This is a genomic window from Mesorhizobium sp. INR15 (assembly GCF_015500075.1).
Lineage (GTDB): Bacteria > Pseudomonadota > Alphaproteobacteria > Rhizobiales > Rhizobiaceae > Mesorhizobium.
The window spans coordinates 601,103-617,519 of record NZ_CP045496.1 but is presented as its reverse complement, the minus strand read 5'-3'; the positions used below and the strand labels follow the sequence as shown (position 1 = coordinate 617,519).

Here is a 16,417-nt window from a genome sequence, read left to right as displayed (position 1 = left end):
TATAGGCACTTTGCGCGCCCAATCAATGAAACGCCGACGGCATTCTCATGCCGCCGGTCGAAATCATGCGCCGAAACGGGATTGCCTGGTGCTTACTTGTCCTTGAGCTTCATCGCCTTGACCGGCGGCGCCTTCAGGGCCGGGGCCGCTACGGGCTTCTTGGCATCCTTCTTCGGCTTGCGGGCTTCCTTGCCTGCCTTCATCGCGCCTTTAGCCATGATTCGTTCCTCCAATTGCGGGAAGTGAAGTGAAACAAGAGAAACGCCGGACCGCAAGAGGCTAGCGCCCGCCGCTGCCGCATGCCGGCCGCTTTCAACCGGTTTCTAATTTGCTCGTAAACCATGGCGGTCCGTGTCATGCTCGTCTTCGCACTGCAGCATCGCCGGGCTTTTCGCCAGGCAGTGAACAGGCAGGCCGGTCAGGACGACAATGCGAATCCACATCGGCTGCGAGATGAGCTTCGATTTTCCGCAGGAAACGCCGCTCATCGCCATGCTCAATGTCCATTATTCCCGTGCCTCCGACCTCGAACGGCCGGATTTCCTGATTTCCAACCCGCCGGTGCCGATCGAGAGCTACCGCGACAGTTTCGGCAACTGGTGCAACCGCTTCGTCGCTCCGGCCGGCCGCTTCACCTTCGGCACCGATGCAGTGATACGCGACCCCGGCACTTTCGAGATGGGCGACCTCATGGCCTGGCAACATGAAGTGCGCGACCTGCCCGCCGACACGCTGCTGTTTCTGCTGCCCAGCCGCTTTTGCGAGAGCGACCTGCTGGCCAGCGACGCCTGGCGGCTGTTTGGCCATACACCGCTCGGCATCCCCCGCGTGCAGGCTGTCTGCGACTTCGTCCACAACCACATCGTCTTCAACTATGGCAATGCGCGGCCGACCCGGACCGCGGCGGAAACCTATCGCGAGCAAAGCGGCGTTTGCCGGGACTTCGCCCATCTCGCTGTCACCTTCTGCAGGGCGCTCAACATCCCGACGCGCTACTGCACCGGCTATATCAGTGACATCGGCATGCCAAAGCCGTGGTCGAGCATGGATTTCTGCGCCTGGATCGAGGTCTATCTCGGTGGCCGCTGGCATGCTTTCGACCCGCGCAACAATGCGCCCCGCATCGGCCGCATCCTGATCGCCTCCGGCCGTGACGCCGCCGACGTGCCGCTGACGCATATTTTCGGACCTGGCACGCTCGCCGGCTTCAAGGTGTGGACCGAAGAGATCGTGGCCTAGCCGCCGTTTTCCTGTCCGCATGAACGACCCGGCGGTTCGCGCGTTATGATGCGGATGAAGCTTCGGCCATCGGGCCGCTAAACTATGCGCTCAACGGGGGCAGCACACCATGGCCGGGCATGGCGGGTCGAAAAGGGTTATCTACGCCGCACTTGCCGGAAATCTCGCCATCGCGCTGACCAAATTCGCCGCTGCCTTCTTCACTGGCAGTTCAGCGATGCTGTCCGAGGGCGTGCATTCGCTGGTCGACACCGGCAATGGTGGCCTGCTGCTCTACGGCATGCACCGTGCCGCCCGTCCGGCGGACCGCACCCATCCGCTCGGCCATGGCCGCGAGCTCTATTTCTGGTCCTTCATTGTCGCCCTGCTGGTCTTTGCGCTTGGCGCCGGCGTGTCGTTCTATGAGGGCGTCATACACATCATGGCGCCCGAGCCCGTCGCCAATTCCAAGGTCAACTACATCGTGCTCGGCCTTTCATTCCTGTTCGAAGGCGGTTCCTGGCTGGTGGCGCTGAAGGAGTTCCGCCAGCAGAAGGGCAAACAGGGCTGGCTCGAGGCTGTACAGCTTAGCAAGGACCCAAGCGTCTACACGGTGCTGTTCGAGGACAGCGCCGCCCTGCTCGGCCTTGTCGTCGCCTTTTCCGGCATCCTGGCGGCCGAAGTGCTGGAGATGCCAGAACTCGACGGCGCCGCTTCGATCGGCATCGCGCTGATCCTCGGCGCGACAGCGATCTTCCTGGCGCGTGAAAGCAAGGGCCTGCTTCTCGGCGAGCCGGCCTCGCCCGAAGTGCAGAAGAAGGTGCTGGCCATCGTCCAGCAGGACCCGGCCGTGCAGCGCGCCAATGGTGTTTTGACGGTCCACATGGGCCCAGCGGAGATTGTCGCCGGCCTCAGCATCGAATTCGAGGATCATCTGACGGCGCCCGAAATCGAAGCCTGTGTCGAGCGCCTCGAGACGAAGCTGAAGACAGAAATGCCCGAGATCACGCGGCTGTTCGTCAAGCCGCAGACGACAGGGACCTGGGAACGGCGCCGCAAGATTATTGAGGCCGCTTCCGGAGAAGAACCCGGCTGACCGGCTGATCGCAAACCAAGGAGGAGCAAGAAATGAAAATCGACGGCGGCTGCCACTGTGGCGCCATCACCTACGAAGCGGAGGTCGATCCCGAAAAGACGTCGATCTGTCACTGCACGGATTGCCAGCAACTGACCGGCACCGCCTTCCGCGTCACCGTTCCGGCACCTCAGGATCACTATCGGATCACCAGCGGCGCGCCGAAAATCTACATCAAGACCGGAGCGAGCGGCGCCAAGCGCGCCCAGGCCTTTTGCGCCGACTGCGGTTCGCATCTCTACGCGACATCGGTGGGCGATGGCCCGAAGGTCTATGGCATCAGGGCGGGAACAGCGCGGCAACGTGAGGATCTGATTCCAAGACAGCAGAAATGGCACCGCTCGGCGCTGCACTGGCTGCCGGAATTCGAAGGCGTGGCGATCGTCGAGGAGCAGTAGCGCTCCTGCCGAGTCTTAGTCGTCGCCCTCGACAACCCGCAGCCTGAGCTGTCCGGTCTTTGAGTCGGCGACGCGCGCGCCGGTTTCGGCTCGGGCGATCGGCGCCGGCGAAGCCGCGCCGGCGTCGCCCTCGGGTTGCACACCGAATTCCAACGCCTCGATTTTCTGGCCGCGCTTGGTCACTTTCGATGTCGAGACAAGGATATCGTCGATATCCTTGGCCGACTGGCCGAAATGGACCTGCAGCTTGCGCACACGCTCGTCCACACGCTGGACATCCTCCATAAGCCGGATCACCTCGCCCTGGATCAGATGCGCCTGCTCGCGCATCCTGGCATCCTTGAGGATCGCCTGGATGACCTGGATCGACAGCATCAGCAGCGATGGCGAAACGATGATGACACGGGCGCGGTGCGCCTTCTGGACGACCGCCTCGAAATTCTCGTGGATCTCGGCGAACACCGATTCCGACGGCACGAACATGAAGGCGGTATCCTGCGTCTCGCCCTGGATCAGGTATTTTTCGGCGATGGCGCGGACATGGATCTCGATGTCGCGGCGGAAGGCCTGCGAAGCGGCTTTCTGCAATTCGGCGCCATCGGCGGCGCGGATGGCATTCCACGCCTCCAGCGGAAATTTGGCGTCTATGGCGAGCGACGGCGCGCCATTCGGCATCTTCACCAGGCAATCCGGCCGGCTGCCGTTCGACAGGGTCGCCTGGAACTCGTAAGCGCCATGCGGCAGTCCGTCGGCGACGATCGCCTCCATCCGTGACTGGCCAAAGGCGCCGCGCGTCTGCTTGTTGGAGAGGATTGCCTGTAACTGCACGACCTGACCGGCCAGCGACTGGATGTTGCCTTGCGCCGTGTCGATGACCGCTAGCCGCTCCTGCAATTTGGCCAGGCTCTCATGCGTGGACTTCGTCTGCTCGGTCATCGTCTGGCCGATGCGGCCGGTCATGGCGTCGAGCCGCTGGCCGATCGATTGCGTCAGTTCCGCCTGCCGTGCCCCAAACACTTCGGCGATGGCGCCCATGCGGCCCTGCATCTCCGACTGGCTTTGCAGGATGCCGGCCATCCGCGCCTCGGCGTCGCGGGCATGGTCGGCCGCTTCGGCGGCAGCGATGGTACGCGCCTTGGCCGACCGCCACAGCGCGACGACCAGCAGCAGAAACAGCCCGATGAACAGCAGCGCGCCGAACATCAGCGCATGGCCGAGCGTGATCGTGGTGGCGCCGAGCCGTGCGACAGGCTCAGAAAGGATGGAAGTCAGATCATTCATGTGGACAGCATAGCCGATTCGGCTGGCTGGCACAGATCAAAACGTGAACGAGGGACAAGCGCCCCGGTTGACGCTTTTCGTCGGAGGTCTTAGGTGGAACGCCATGCCGATCAAGCCGCTCATCATCCTTCCCGACCCGATCCTGCGCCAGGTTTCCAAGCCGGTGGAGCGCGTCGACGCGCCTTTGCGCAAATTGGCCGGCGACATGCTGGAGACCATGTATGACGCGCCCGGCATCGGCCTGGCGGCAATCCAGATTGGTGAGCCGCTGCGCATGCTGGTGATCGACCTTGCCAAGGAAGACGAGACGCCGGCGCCGCATGTCTTCATCAACCCTGAAGTCCTTTCAAGCACCGACCAGCGGTCTGTCTATGAGGAAGGCTGCCTGTCGATCCCGGATTATTACGCCGAGGTCGAGCGTCCGGCCTCCGTGCGGGTAAAGTATCTCGACCGCGACGGCCAGTTGCAGGAGATGGAGGCTGAAGGGCTGATGGCGACGTGCCTGCAGCACGAGATCGACCATCTCAACGGCGTCCTGTTCATCGACCATATCTCGAAGCTGAAGCGCGACATGGTGGTGAAAAAGTTCAAGAAACTCGCCAAGGACAAGCCGCCAGGCAAGCTGGTGGGATAGCAGAGTTATTCGAGCGGCTCGCGCAAGAATTCACTCTCGGCTAAAGCCGTATTGAGTAAGAGCCCCTCAGGTGATATCAGTGATATCAAATCTGGAGGTGCTGATGGGCGACATGCTGATAAGGGGTATCCCCGAGCCCTTGAAACGTGAAATCGAACAAGCGGCACGGACAGGCGGCCAAAGCCTGTCCGGTAAGGCGATTGATCTTTTGCGAAAAGGTATCGTGGCGGAGAGAGAAGCCAGGCCGGAGCCGGGTCTCTCGGCATGGGACGCGATTCGCTCGGCGTTTTTGTCGGAAAACGCAATTGGCGATGAATTCGCCGAGATAATGGAGGGGATCGAGGCTGAGAGAAAACATGACTTTGGCCGGCCGATCGAGGATTTCGAATGATTGTCCTCGATACCAATGTGATTTCGGAAGCAGGCAAGCCCGCACCCGACCCGAAGGTTTCCGAGTGGTTTCGCAAGCAGGATATTCTCGACCTCTATATGTGCGGCCCAGTCGTCATGGAACACTCCTTCGGTGCTGAACGGTTTTTGACCAAGACGGGTTCGGACCGCTACATCACAGTGCTCGACCATCTGATTTCGCAGCAGTTCGCCGGCCGTATCGTCGAGTTTTCCGGCTCAGTGCCCCGGCTTGCCGGAAAGCTTCGAGCTGCGAGGGAGCGGATTGGTCGCCCCATCAGCATCTCCGATGCCATGATCGCGGCTATCTGCATTGCTCATGACGCAACACTCGCGACGCGCAATGTTCGCGACTTCGACGCACTTGACCTGAAGCTCGTAAACCCGTTTGAAGCTGCCTGAACCGGCTCGCGACACAGTCTGATAACGAGGTTACGAAAGAAAAATGTCCCTTCGCGTCATCTTCATGGGCACACCGGAGTTTTCGGTGCCGACGCTGCGCGCTATCGCCGAGGCCGGTCACGAGATTGCAGCCGTCTATACGCAGCCGCCGCGCGCGGCGGGGCGGCGCGGGCTGGAATTGACGCCTTCACCCGTGCAGCGCGAGGCCGAGCGGCTGGGCATCGAGACGCACACGCCGACATCGCTGAAGGGTGAGGCCGAGCAGGCCGCTTTTCGCGCTCTCCAGGCCGATATCGCCGTGGTCGTCGCCTATGGCTTGCTGCTGCCCGGCGCGGTTCTGGAAGCGCCACGGCTCGGCTGCATCAATGGCCATGCCTCGCTGTTGCCGCGCTGGCGCGGTGCCGCGCCGATCCAGCGGGCGATCATGAGCGGGGACACCGAGACCGGCATGATGGTGATGCGCATGGAAGCGGGTCTGGACACCGGTCCGGTCGGGATGGTTGAAAAATGCGCCATCGAACCCGATATGACAGCCGGCGATCTGCATGATCGGCTGATGGGCGTTGGTGCCGCGCTGATTGTGGAAGCGCTGACGCGGTTGGAAAGGAACACCCTGACATTTGCGCGCCAGGCAGTGGACGGGGTGACCTACGCCAAAAAGATCGATAAATCCGAGACACGCGTGGACTGGACGCGGCCGGCTGTTGAGGTCCACAATCACATTCGTGGCCTGTCGCCCTTTCCAGGCGCCTGGTCCGAAACGGAAATTGGCGGCCGCATGGAGCGGCTGAAACTGCTTCGCTCGACGCTTTCGCAAGGCCTGTCACCTTCGCAAGATTTGGGCGAGTCGGGAGGAATTCTCGATGACCGGCTGACGGTTGCCTGCGGAGCGGGCGCGGTCAGACTGGTCGAAGTTCAACGGGCGGGCGGAAAGCCCGCCGCCGTGCAGGAATTCCTGCGCGGGGCCAAGATCGAAAAAGGAATGAAATTCTCATGAGCATGATGTCGATACGCGCGGCAACGCCGCGGGATCGCGAGGCCATACGCCTTGTCGAGGAACACGCATTTGGCCAGCAGGCGGAGGCCGGACTGGTCGACGCGCTGGTCACCGGCGGCGACGCCGTTGTCGAACTGGTGGCGGAAGAGGACGGCCAGGTGGTTGGTCATATCCTGTTTTCGCGGCTGTTCGTGCAAAATGGCGGCAAGAGCTTCGCGGCCGTGGCGCTGGCGCCGCTGGCGGTCGAGCCGTCGTTCCATGGCAGCGGTATTGGTGGTGCGCTGATCCGCGAAGGCCATATCCGGCTGAAGGACGCCGGCGAGACGCTGGCCGTGGTGCTTGGCGACCCCGCCTATTACGGCCGCTTTGGCTACAGCCACGCACGCGCCGAAAAGTTCGACAGCGAATACCAGGGCGAAGCCCTGCAGGCGCTGGCCTGGGGCGATGCGCCGGAGGCCGGCAAACTGGTCTACGCCTCGGCCTTCGGCTCCGCACTCGCCGCCTGAGCGCCAACCGGAGATGCCGCGTTTTCGTCTCGATATCGAATATGACGGCACTCCCTATGCCGGCTGGCAACGCCAGGCCGGCCAGCCTTCCGTACAGCAGGCGATAGAGCAGGCGATCGAAAGGTTCTGCGGCGAACAGGTTTCGCTGCGCGGCGCCGGCCGCACCGATGCCGGCGTCCATGCCACCGCTCAGGTGGCGCATGTCGATCTCGTCAAGGCATGGCCTGATGACAAGGTGCGCGATGCCATCAACGCGCATCTGCAGATCGCCGGCGATCGCGTCGCCGTGCTCAAGGCGGCGGCGGTCCCGGATGGGTTCGACGCCCGCTTCTCGGCCACCGGCCGCCACTATCTCTACAGCATCGTCAACCGCCGCGCCCCGGCCGCGCTCGACAAGGGCAAGGTGTGGTGGGTGCCAAAGCGGCTTGATGCAAATGCCATGCACGAGGCGGCCAAGGTGCTGCTCGGCCGGCACGATTTCACCACCTTTCGCTCAACCCAGTGCCAGGCCAACAGCCCGGTCAGGACGCTTGCACGGCTTGACGTGAGCCGGTCTGGTGACCTGATCGAAGTCCGGGCCTCGGCGCGTTCCTTCCTGCACAACCAGGTCCGCTCCATGGTCGGCTCGCTCAAGCGCGTCGGTGAAGGCGGCTGGACGGTTGCCGATCTCAAGGCAGCGCTCGATGCGCGTGACCGTGCCGCCTGCGGCCAGGTGGCGCCGCCCGACGGGCTTTTTCTCGTTGGTGTTGATTATCCCGACGCGGACGTGGCGGTTGCCTGACGCATATCGCGATTTGGAGGGTTCAGGACTCCCCTGGATCGCTAGGGGCTTTCAGGCCCCGTCGGGCACGGTGATGCCGAGCAGCATCTGCAGGCCAAACAGCACCGCCAGCGAGACGATGAACATGCCGACGAAAACCGCGGTGCCGATCGCCGCCCCTTTGCCAATCGTGGCGTTGGTCATCCGCCATGTCAGCACCATCGACAGCGCGAACAGGAACAGCGACACAAGGCTTGAGACCTGGCTTGAAGACGACACGAAAAGCTTGATCAGCGCCGAGGGCAGCATCAACCAGGCGGTGATGGCCGAGGCCCAGTTGCTGGCGACGACATAGTGGACGAAGCGGCCGCCGACGCCGGCGCGCGGCGCCACCAGGGCCAGAACGATCAGCGGCAGCACCCACGAGCCGATATCGACAGTCGCCAGGCGCAGCAGCGTGCTGAAGCGCCCGGCGAAGGCGTCGGGATCGCCGATCTCGTTGGCAAGGCCGACCCAGCCGACGATCAGCGCAGGCGCCGCGACGACTATGGCGAAGAAGGAATTCCAAAAGCCGTCAGCGGAGAGGTCGAGCAGGCGAAGGCCATCGGCCTTGCCGAGCATCAGCCGCCAGGCGCCGATGAGCGAAGCTTGGGTTTCGTCCGCCGAGAGCATGTTCATGATGCGCCTTGTTCGAACCAGTCTTCGATGAAGCGCAGATAGATTTGGGTCAGCGTTTCCAGGTCCGCGAGGGCGACGCGTTCGTCGACCATGTGCATGGTCTTGCCGACCAACCCGAACTCGACCACCGGACAATAGTCCTTGATGAAGCGCGCATCCGATGTGCCGCCCGAGGTCGACAACGCGGGCTTCTTGCCGACCACCGTCTTGACCGAACCGCTCAGCGTCTCGATCAGCGTCTCGTCTCGCGTCAGGAAGACGTGGCTCGGCCGGTCGCGCCAGACGAGATCGTAGTCGACTGGCGTCTTCTTGCCCGCACGGTATTTCTTGCGTTTCGCCGCCTGGTCGAGCCGGTTGTGGATTTCGGCCTGCACGGTCTCGCCAGTCCAGGTGTCGTTGAAGCGGATGTTGAAGGTCGCCGTCGCCTTGGCCGGAATGACATTGGTCGCCGGATTGCCGACATCGATGGAGGTCACCTCCAGGTTGGTTGGCTGGAAGTCTTTCGTTCCCTTGTCGAAGACCGGATGCAGCAAGGCATCCACCAGGCTCATCAGCCCGGGCACCGGATTGTCGGCAAGCTGCGGATAGGCAACGTGGCCCTGGCGGCCGTTGACGGTGATGCTGCCCGACAACGAGCCACGCCGGCCGATCTTGATCATGTCACCGAGCGCATCCGGGTTGGTTGGCTCGCCGACGATCGAGGCATCCCATTTCTCGCCCATGGCGGCAGCCCATTCGAGAAGCTTGACGGTGCCGTTGATGGCAGGGCCTTCCTCGTCGCCGGTGATCAGCAACGAGACCGAGCCCTTCGGGCCGCCATGTGTTTCGACATGGCGCGCCACGGCGGCGATGAAACAGGCGATGCCGCCCTTCATGTCGACGGCGCCGCGGCCATACATCTCGCCCTTGGCGATCTCGGCGGCAAAGGGGGGATGGGTCCAGGCTGCTTCGTCGCCGACCGGCACCACATCGGTATGGCCGGCGAACATCAGGTGCGGCCCGTTGCCGGAGCGACGCGCGTAGAGGTTCTCGATGTCGGGTGTGCCGTCTTCCGAGAACACCGGCCGGTCGACGAGGAAGCCGAGCGGTTTCAGCATTGTCTCCAGCGCGGTCAGCGCCCCGCCTTCAGCGGGCGTCACGGAAGCGCAGCGGATAAGGGCGGCGAGGTTTTCGGCGGGATCGGTCGGCAGCGTCATGGCAAAAGCGATAGTCGAAAGCGCAAGGCCTGTCACGACCAGAGATAAGGGCCAGCCTTGCCGCCGACAATATGGTTTTCATGCCGTATAGTTGCGGCCTTGTGCGGGGCGACAGGATGGCAAGCGGGGAAGAAACGATCGTCATCGCCGGCGCCGGCAGCATCGGCTGCTACGCTGGCGGCTGTCTGGCGCTCGCTGGGAGGTCCGTAATTCTGCTGGCACGCCCCCGCGTCGAAGCGGCATTGCGGCAGGAAGGGCTGCGGGTCACCGATCTCGAAGGCCGTGACCGCACCATCAAGCCGGATGCGCTTGTGGTCACCGCCGATCCGGCGGCTGCCTTGCCAAAAGCCGATACGATCCTGGTCACGGTCAAGAGCGGTGTGACGCAGGAGATGGCGGCGCTGATTGCTGCCCATGCCCGACCGGATGCCGTGGTGGTCAGCCTGCAAAATGGCGTCGACAATGCCGACAGGCTGCGGGCCATGCTCCCGGCACGGCGCGTGCTGGCCGGCATGGTGCCGTTCAATGTGGTGCAGTCGCCCGACGGCGAGATGCCGCTTCGTGTGCATCGTGCCAGCGACGGCACGGTGATGATCGAAGACGGCGAAGGCGGCCTTGCCGCCCTTCTTGGTGTCGATGGCTTCGCGGTTGAGACGCATGCCGACATGAAGGCGGTGTTGTGGGGCAAGCTGCTGATGAATCTCAACAATGCGCTGGTGGCGCTCTCCGGCCTGCCACTGGCGGACGAGCTTGCCGATCGCCGCTGGCGGCTGATCCTGGCAGGCCAGATCGATGAGGCGCTGGTTGCGATGAAAGCCAGCCGCATCGAGCCGGCGCGGATCGCCGGCTTGCGCCCAGCGCTGCTGCCGAAGGTGCTCAGGTTACCGGACTGGCTGTTCAAGCTCCTGGCGCGGCGGATGCTGGCGATCGACCCCGAGGCACGTTCCTCGATGTGGGATGACCTGCAACGCGGCCGGGCGACGGAGATCGATGACCTGCAAGGCGCGATCCAGCGGCTGGCCGAAAAAGCCGGCACGCCCGCGCCGCTGGTCGTGCGGATCATGACGCTGGTGCGGAAAGCGGAGCAGGAGAAACGCGGATCGCCAGGCCTGGCGCCGGGCGCGGTCACAGCTGGCATGGTAGTCTAGATGCTCACCCGGATATGGGCCCTGTAGCGGCCCTTGCCGGTGCGCTTGGCTTCATAAAGCGCTTGATCCGAACAGTGGAGAAGGATTTCCGGGTTGCCGCCGTCGGCAGGAGCGAAGGCGCTGCCGACGCTCAGGCCAATGCGGACATTAGCACCGACGCCAAGATCGAACGGCACGGAAATCTTTTCGATGGCCCTCTTTGCCAGGTAGGTCGCCTCGATTTCGGAGGCCACCGGCAACAGGATGACGAACTCGTCGCCGCCGACGCGGAACACCATGTCGCCACGGCGGAAGGCGCGCTCCAGGCGTTGCGCCACCTTGCGCAGCAACACGTCGCCAATGGCGTGGCCGAACCCGTCATTGACCCGCTTGAAGCCGTCGAGATCCATGCTCAAGACCGCGAACGGCTTGCCGCCATTAGCGGCCGGCGCCGCCAGGCCGCGGCACATGGAACGCAGGATTTCCTGCAGCGAGATGCGGTTCGGAAGGCCGGTCAGCGCGTCCTTGATCGCCAGATCGCGGTTGTCGAGCTCGGCACGGATCATCCGGGCGTTGATCGCATGGTTCTGCAGCAGCACGATGATCACGCCGGTCAGATAGAACGGCATCTGGATGCCAATGACGGACATTCCCGGCGCCGGGGAAAACAGCGCGCCGGTGAAATAGGGAAGGCTGACGGCCAGCATCACGAATATGGCGTAGCGCGGCGTTGCCGCGTTGCGGGAGGACACCACGCCGGCGACACCGGCGACATTTAGGGCGGCAAGAACGGCCAGTGCCATATGTCCGCTTGCAATGCAGCCATAGCAGCCGAGGCCGAACACCACCGACCATGCGGCGCCCGCACCCATCAGGGCTCCAAGCGGGCCCGTTGCGTCCCGCTTGCGGGCGGCTTCGCAAGCCCGCATCAGCAGCACACGTGCCACGAAAAGGATCAGGTCGGCGACAATCCACGCATAGGGCCACCAGCCGTCGGTGGTGACGATGGCGCTGACAGCAAGCAACAGCACGCTGATGGTGCCGAACAAGACAGCGAATTTACGGTCGAAAGTGGTGTCGAGGAGCCTTGCCCGAACCGCTTCCGGCTCCAATCGGGTCGGTGCCGAAAACCATCTGAACAGCCGGCTGCCGAGGCTCCGCGCATGGCTCGGCGAAATGTCGGTGTATGGTTCGTCGTATGCCAGTCGAGCGCTCCGTGTCATCCGACACAAGTCACCGCTGGCAGGCTGCGCCAAGGAGCTTAAGATTCGCTTAGAGCATGAGCCCGAATGCTGGACGAGACCGGTTGCGGCTATCGCAACGGGACGGCCCTATCGCTGCGGCGTCTCGATCAAGGTGATCTTCTGCCAGATCTTGCGTGACAGGTTGGAGCTGAGGTTCTCGATGTCGTTGACGCCGTCGATGACCACATCGTCATTGACCGATTGCGCGAACAGCGCGGCGATCTTGCCAGTGATCGACAGCATTTCGGAACAGTAATCGAGGTAGCGGGCGAGGTCGGCTGCATTGGTTATGCGCGCCGGCGAATGCGTCGTCGGCTTGAAACTGGCTGAGAGCGCCGCCGGATCCTTTGTCAGCTGGTGCATGTCGATAACGTGGATCAGAGAGCGCAATCCGTGCAGCTCGCGAAAGACCCGTTTGCGCTTGATGCGTTCCTCGGTTCGGATCAGCGCGAGCAGTCCCAGCACGGCCAGGATGATGGTGTTGATCGATGCCTCGATGCCTTGCACCGACTGCAGCGCGTCGTCGGATCCAGAGATGCGGTCGAGCGGCAGGATCGTGCCGACGAACAGGAACACCATGACGCCGGCGGCGAAGGCGGCGATGATCAGCCCGCGCAGCCACCAGATCGGTGCTTCGAGCGCTTTCGCCGCCTTGGCCAGGTCGCGCGACAGCGAGACGAGTTCACCGGCGACACCGCGCAATCCCGCGTCGGGAAAGCGGTCGCCAACCCGGCCTTCCAGCCGCTCGGCGGTTTCGATGATCAGTTTCGGATCAAGCGTGCGGTAGCGCATGAGGTCCGGCGGTCTTACTGTTCGGCTGGCGCGTTGGTGCGTCTGCCGTAGCGGTTGGGCCCAGGCTGCCCTGGAAACAGGCAAAGCACAAGGAAGGCGATGATCGAGACGACCGGCACGAACAGCACCAGCGACGCTATCCCAGGCTTGTCGAGGTCGTGCAGCCGCTTCACTGCCAGCACGATGTTCGACCACAGCGAGGCAATGAAGGCGATGAAGAAGATGAACGACCACATATTGCTCTCGGGGCTGCCCTCGGGCACCAGAGTGAAGCGGTACAGTGGAAAAGCCTGGAAAATGGCGACCAGCAGTCCGCCAAGAAAATAGGCCGCGCGACTGACGCGGCCCGAGGTTTTGAAGAAAAGCCAGGTAAGGTCTGAACTGTCAGGCAAGCGGATCCGGTCCATATTGATTGGCACCCCTGGTGCCTTCGAGAATGCCGAGCTCGACCAGCAGCCATATACCGCCGATGAGTGGCACAAGGCCGATCAGGGTCCACCAGCCCGACTTGTTGCGGTCGTGCCAGCGTTTTGCATAGAGAGCAATCGCGAAATAGATCGATGCCAGTGCGAAGATTATGCCGATGATGCCGATCTGGCCGCCGCCCCCGAGCGTGATACGCGTGCCGAGGATCGCGTCGAGAATGAAGGCAATGATACCGATAACGATGAATACCCCAATGCCCGCCCAGAACTTGGCGCGATTGATACGACCGTCGAAACTCGTCAGCAGATACTTCCAGTCCATGTCACCCCTCCGTGTCGTCAGGCGCGACCCATTGTCGCGCTGGCGGAAGGTGCGTCCGTTTTCGGCAAAGATCAATCGCGAAGCAATTCGTTGATCGAAGTCTTGGAGCGGGTCTTGGCGTCGACCCGCTTGACGATGACCGCGCAGTAGAGGCCTGGACCAGGCTCGTTGTTGGGAAAAGGCTTGCCCGGCATCGAGCCGGCGACGACCACGGAATTGGGCGGCACCTCGCCATAGAAGATCTCGCCGGTGGCACGGTCGACGATCTTGGTCGACTGGCCGATGAACACGCCCATGCCGAGCACCGAGCCTTCGCGCACGATGCAGCCTTCGACCACTTCCGAGCGCGCGCCGATAAAGCAATTGTCCTCGATGATGGTCGGGCCGGCCTGCATAGGCTCCAGGACGCCGCCAATGCCGACGCCGCCCGAGAGGTGCACGTTCTTGCCGATCTGGGCGCAGGAGCCGACCGAGGCCCAGGTGTCGACCATGGTGCCGCTATCGACATAGGCGCCGACATTGACGAAGGACGGCATCAGCACGGCGCCCGGCGCGACGTAGGCGGAGCGTCGCACGATCGACGACGGTACGGCGCGGAAGCCCGCCTTCTCGAAATCCACGGCGCTCCAGCCGTCGAACTTTGACGGCACCTTGTCCCACCACACAGCCTCGCCGGGGCCGCCCTTGATGATTTCCATCGGATTGAGCCGGAACGACAGCAGCACCGCCTTCTTCAGCCACTGGTTGACGTGCCATTTGCCGTCAGCCTGGCGCTCAGCAACGCGTGCCGCGCCGCGGTCGAGCAGGTCGAGCGCCGACTGGATGGCGTCGCGCGTCTCGCCGCGTGTCGCCGTCGAAATCGTGTCGCGTTCCTCGAAGGCCCTCTCAATGGTCGTTTCGAGGCTCGCCAGATCGGGCTTCGACATGAATTCGCTCCATTACCAAGCTGTTAAGGGGCTGCGCCTTAACCTGTTTTGAAAGCCGCGCGAACCTTATGCAGACGTCGTTCGCTTCGTCTGCTCAGGTCTTTGCTCTATGGCAGGTTCCTGTCGCAAAAACCGTGCGACACTTTTGCGGAACCTGCTTAAGTGAAGCCTTGGTAAGGGTCAATCGCGGCTGCGCCACGGGACGGCGCAAGTGAAGAATTTGGACGGAAAGAGCATATGACTCCTATGGAAAAGGCGGGGTGGACCCCGCTGCCGCACTCGGACGAGGATCTGGAGCGGTCAAAGAGCGTGCCGGACACGCCGCAGACGCGCGCTGATACCTACCGGTTGGCGTGGAACGATCCCGACTTCATGACGCGGCGCGAGTTGCGTGCGGTGCGGCTGCAGCTTGAACTCCTGAAGCCCGAGATGATCCTGGCCGAACGCGGCATCCGCTCGACGGTGGTGCTGTTCGGCGGCGCGCGCTTGCCTGAGCCCGGTGGTGAGGCCTGGGCTGCCAAGAACGAAACGCAGAAGAAGAACCTGCTGGAAAACAGCAAGTATTACGAGGAGGCGCGAAAATTCGCCCGCCTGTGCTCGCAGCAGTCAGCCGCGTCCTATTATCGCGAATATGTCGTGGTGACAGGCGGCGGACCGGGTGTGATGGAAGCTGGAAATCGCGGCGCCGACGATGTCGGCGCGCCGTCGATCGGCCTCAACATCGTGCTGCCGCATGAGCAGGCGCCAAACATCTACGTGACGCCGGAGCTCTGTTTCAATTTCCACTACTTCGCCATCCGCAAGATGCACTTCGTCATGCGCGCCAAGGCGGTGGCGGTGTTTCCGGGCGGCTTCGGCACGATGGACGAGTTTTTCGAGACGCTGACCCTGATCCAGACCGGCCGCATGGAACGCGTGCCGGTGATCCTGTTCGGCAAATCGTTCTGGAAGCGGGCGATCGATCTCGATTTCCTCGCCGAGCAAGGGACGATCAGCCCCGGCGACCAGGACATCATCGACTTCGTCGACACCGCCGACGAGGCCTGGGGCATCATCAGCCGTTTCTACAAGTTAGGGGAATAAGGCATTGGGCAGTAGGCAGTAGGGAAAAAGGCGCTTGCGGCCACCACCCCTGCAGATCAATTTTGCCTACTGCCTACTGCCTACTGCCTACTGCCTACTGCCTACTGACTTGCGACGATCGTCGTCAGGAAACCAGCGAGATCGTCGGTGACGAAATCGACATCGTCTTCCTCGGTTACGTCGCGTTCCCAGATTTCCGCGAAGGTCGGCTCGAAGTTGCGTGGCACCACCAGCACCGTGGTCATGCCCAGTGATTTCGGCACGGACAGGTTGCGGGCGAGATCCTCGAACATCACGGCATTGTGGCCGGTGACGGCATGGAGTGCGGCGAACTTCTCGTAGGTCTGGCGCGCCGGCTTGGGGTTGAGCCCGGCGGCGACGATGTCGAAAATATCGTCGAAATGGTCGAGGATGCCGAGCTGGCGCGCGGTGCGTTCGGCATGCCGCCTGTCGCCATTGGTGAAGATGAACTTGCGGCCGGGCAACTGCCGGATGGCGGCGCCGAGAACCGGATCCGGCACCAGCCAGGAATAGTCGATATCGTGGACCTTCTCGAGAAAGTCGTCGGGGTCGATGCCGTGGCGCGTCATCAATCCGTTCAGCGTGGTGCCGTATTCGCGATAGAGTTCCTTCTGCAACTTGCGCGCTTCATCGCGCGGCAAGGTCAGCAACTCCCCGACATAGGCGGTCATCTTTACGTCGATCTGCGAGAACAGGTTCGAGTGGTGCGGATAGAGCGTGTTGTCGAGGTCGAAGACCCAGTCGGTGACATGGGCGAAGCGGGCGGGATCAGGCTGCGTGGTCATGCGTTCCTTATGGCACGAAATGCCAATTCTGGAAGAGGCATTATCCACAACTTATACGCGTCGAGAGTGGCGAAAACGG

The 16,417-nt window shown here is 62.8% G+C and carries 21 protein-coding genes; 11 read left to right on the top strand and 10 right to left on the bottom strand.

Features of this window, described 5'->3' with window-relative positions:
* Positions 1-92: 92 nt before the first annotated feature.
* The gene (locus GA829_RS36530) at positions 93-218 is read right to left on the bottom strand and encodes a hypothetical protein (protein ID WP_258052116.1); all 126 of its coding nucleotides are present in this window, start codon (positions 216-218) and stop codon (positions 93-95) included.
* A gap of 211 nt (positions 219-429) precedes the next feature.
* Here GA829_RS36530 and GA829_RS02905 point away from each other — a divergent pair, with 211 nt between their 5' ends.
* The 3 genes from GA829_RS02905 (at position 430) to GA829_RS02895 (ending at position 2,751) form a co-directional block, all read left to right on the top strand.
* Complete coding sequence (locus GA829_RS02905; protein WP_195177078.1) at positions 430-1,239, top strand: transglutaminase-like domain-containing protein; 810 nt, start codon at positions 430-432, stop codon at positions 1,237-1,239.
* Positions 1,240-1,348: 109 nt separating this feature from the next.
* Positions 1,349-2,314: a cation diffusion facilitator family transporter gene (locus GA829_RS02900; protein WP_195177077.1), complete on the top strand. Its 966-nt coding sequence runs from the start codon at positions 1,349-1,351 to the stop codon at positions 2,312-2,314.
* A gap of 32 nt (positions 2,315-2,346) precedes the next feature.
* Positions 2,347-2,751, top strand: coding sequence for a GFA family protein (locus GA829_RS02895; RefSeq protein ID WP_195177076.1), 405 nt, complete (start codon positions 2,347-2,349; stop codon positions 2,749-2,751).
* 15 nt (positions 2,752-2,766) lie between these two features.
* On the opposite strand, the gene GA829_RS02890 is transcribed toward GA829_RS02895, so the two are convergent.
* The gene (locus GA829_RS02890; RefSeq protein ID WP_195177075.1) at positions 2,767-4,032 is read right to left on the bottom strand and encodes a DNA recombination protein RmuC; all 1,266 of its coding nucleotides are present in this window, start codon (positions 4,030-4,032) and stop codon (positions 2,767-2,769) included.
* A gap of 103 nt (positions 4,033-4,135) precedes the next feature.
* Between GA829_RS02890 and def the strand changes: the two genes are divergently transcribed.
* From def to truA, 6 genes are all read left to right on the top strand, one after another.
* Positions 4,136-4,666 (top strand): peptide deformylase, encoded by a 531-nt coding sequence (def, locus tag GA829_RS02885; RefSeq protein ID WP_195177074.1) that lies wholly within the window; start codon positions 4,136-4,138, stop codon positions 4,664-4,666.
* 103 nt (positions 4,667-4,769) lie between these two features.
* Positions 4,770-5,057 carry a plasmid stabilization protein gene (locus tag GA829_RS02880; protein ID WP_195177073.1) on the top strand — a complete coding sequence of 96 codons (288 nt, stop codon included), beginning with the start codon at positions 4,770-4,772 and terminating at the stop codon, positions 5,055-5,057.
* Positions 5,054-5,476 (top strand): type II toxin-antitoxin system VapC family toxin, encoded by a 423-nt coding sequence (locus tag GA829_RS02875; protein WP_195177072.1) that lies wholly within the window; start codon positions 5,054-5,056, stop codon positions 5,474-5,476. Before GA829_RS02880 ends, GA829_RS02875 begins: the two co-directional genes overlap by 4 nt.
* A gap of 43 nt (positions 5,477-5,519) precedes the next feature.
* Positions 5,520-6,473 carry a methionyl-tRNA formyltransferase gene (gene fmt, locus GA829_RS02870; RefSeq protein ID WP_195177071.1) on the top strand — a complete coding sequence of 318 codons (954 nt, stop codon included), beginning with the start codon at positions 5,520-5,522 and terminating at the stop codon, positions 6,471-6,473.
* Positions 6,470-6,979, top strand: a complete 510-nt coding sequence (locus GA829_RS02865; RefSeq protein WP_195177070.1) for a GNAT family N-acetyltransferase — start codon at positions 6,470-6,472, stop codon at positions 6,977-6,979. Before fmt ends, GA829_RS02865 begins: the two co-directional genes overlap by 4 nt.
* 13 nt (positions 6,980-6,992) lie before the next feature.
* Positions 6,993-7,760: a tRNA pseudouridine(38-40) synthase TruA gene (truA, locus tag GA829_RS02860; RefSeq protein WP_195177069.1), complete on the top strand. Its 768-nt coding sequence runs from the start codon at positions 6,993-6,995 to the stop codon at positions 7,758-7,760.
* Between the two features lie 51 nt (positions 7,761-7,811).
* Here the strand turns inward: truA and GA829_RS02855 are convergent, their stop codons facing one another.
* Together GA829_RS02855 and dapE are read right to left on the bottom strand one after the other, a co-directional pair.
* Positions 7,812-8,411, bottom strand: coding sequence for a transporter (locus GA829_RS02855; protein WP_195179499.1), 600 nt, complete (start codon positions 8,409-8,411; stop codon positions 7,812-7,814).
* A gap of 2 nt (positions 8,412-8,413) precedes the next feature.
* Positions 8,414-9,613 carry a succinyl-diaminopimelate desuccinylase gene (dapE, locus tag GA829_RS02850; RefSeq protein WP_195177068.1) on the bottom strand — a complete coding sequence of 400 codons (1,200 nt, stop codon included), beginning with the start codon at positions 9,611-9,613 and terminating at the stop codon, positions 8,414-8,416.
* A 116-nt stretch (positions 9,614-9,729) separates the two neighbouring features.
* On the opposite strand from dapE, the gene GA829_RS02845 reads away from it, so the two are divergent.
* Positions 9,730-10,761 (top strand): 2-dehydropantoate 2-reductase, encoded by a 1,032-nt coding sequence (locus GA829_RS02845; protein ID WP_195177067.1) that lies wholly within the window; start codon positions 9,730-9,732, stop codon positions 10,759-10,761.
* On the opposite strand, the gene GA829_RS02840 is transcribed toward GA829_RS02845, so the two are convergent.
* From GA829_RS02840 to dapD, 5 genes are all read right to left on the bottom strand, one after another.
* Positions 10,758-11,963: a GGDEF domain-containing protein gene (locus tag GA829_RS02840; protein ID WP_195177066.1), complete on the bottom strand. Its 1,206-nt coding sequence runs from the start codon at positions 11,961-11,963 to the stop codon at positions 10,758-10,760. The genes GA829_RS02845 and GA829_RS02840 overlap by 4 nt on opposite strands.
* Positions 11,964-12,071: 108 nt before the next feature.
* Positions 12,072-12,776 carry a hypothetical protein gene (locus GA829_RS02835; protein ID WP_195177065.1) on the bottom strand — a complete coding sequence of 235 codons (705 nt, stop codon included), beginning with the start codon at positions 12,774-12,776 and terminating at the stop codon, positions 12,072-12,074.
* A gap of 14 nt (positions 12,777-12,790) precedes the next feature.
* The gene (locus GA829_RS02830; protein ID WP_258052114.1) at positions 12,791-13,168 is read right to left on the bottom strand and encodes a DUF805 domain-containing protein; all 378 of its coding nucleotides are present in this window, start codon (positions 13,166-13,168) and stop codon (positions 12,791-12,793) included.
* On the bottom strand, positions 13,161-13,523 hold the full coding sequence (locus GA829_RS02825) for a DUF805 domain-containing protein (protein WP_195177063.1): 363 nt from the start codon (positions 13,521-13,523) through the stop codon (positions 13,161-13,163). The genes GA829_RS02830 and GA829_RS02825 overlap by 8 nt, the downstream gene beginning before the upstream one ends.
* A 71-nt stretch (positions 13,524-13,594) precedes the next feature.
* Positions 13,595-14,449: a 2,3,4,5-tetrahydropyridine-2,6-dicarboxylate N-succinyltransferase gene (dapD, locus tag GA829_RS02820; RefSeq protein WP_195177062.1), complete on the bottom strand. Its 855-nt coding sequence runs from the start codon at positions 14,447-14,449 to the stop codon at positions 13,595-13,597.
* A gap of 237 nt (positions 14,450-14,686) precedes the next feature.
* Between dapD and GA829_RS02815 the strand changes: the two genes are divergently transcribed.
* Entirely contained in the window at positions 14,687-15,532 is an 846-nt protein-coding gene (locus GA829_RS02815; RefSeq protein ID WP_195177061.1) for an LOG family protein, read from the top strand.
* Between the two features lie 101 nt (positions 15,533-15,633).
* On the opposite strand, the gene GA829_RS02810 is transcribed toward GA829_RS02815, so the two are convergent.
* Positions 15,634-16,338 (bottom strand): pyrimidine 5'-nucleotidase, encoded by a 705-nt coding sequence (locus tag GA829_RS02810; RefSeq protein ID WP_195177060.1) that lies wholly within the window; start codon positions 16,336-16,338, stop codon positions 15,634-15,636.
* Positions 16,339-16,417: the final 79 nt, after the last annotated feature.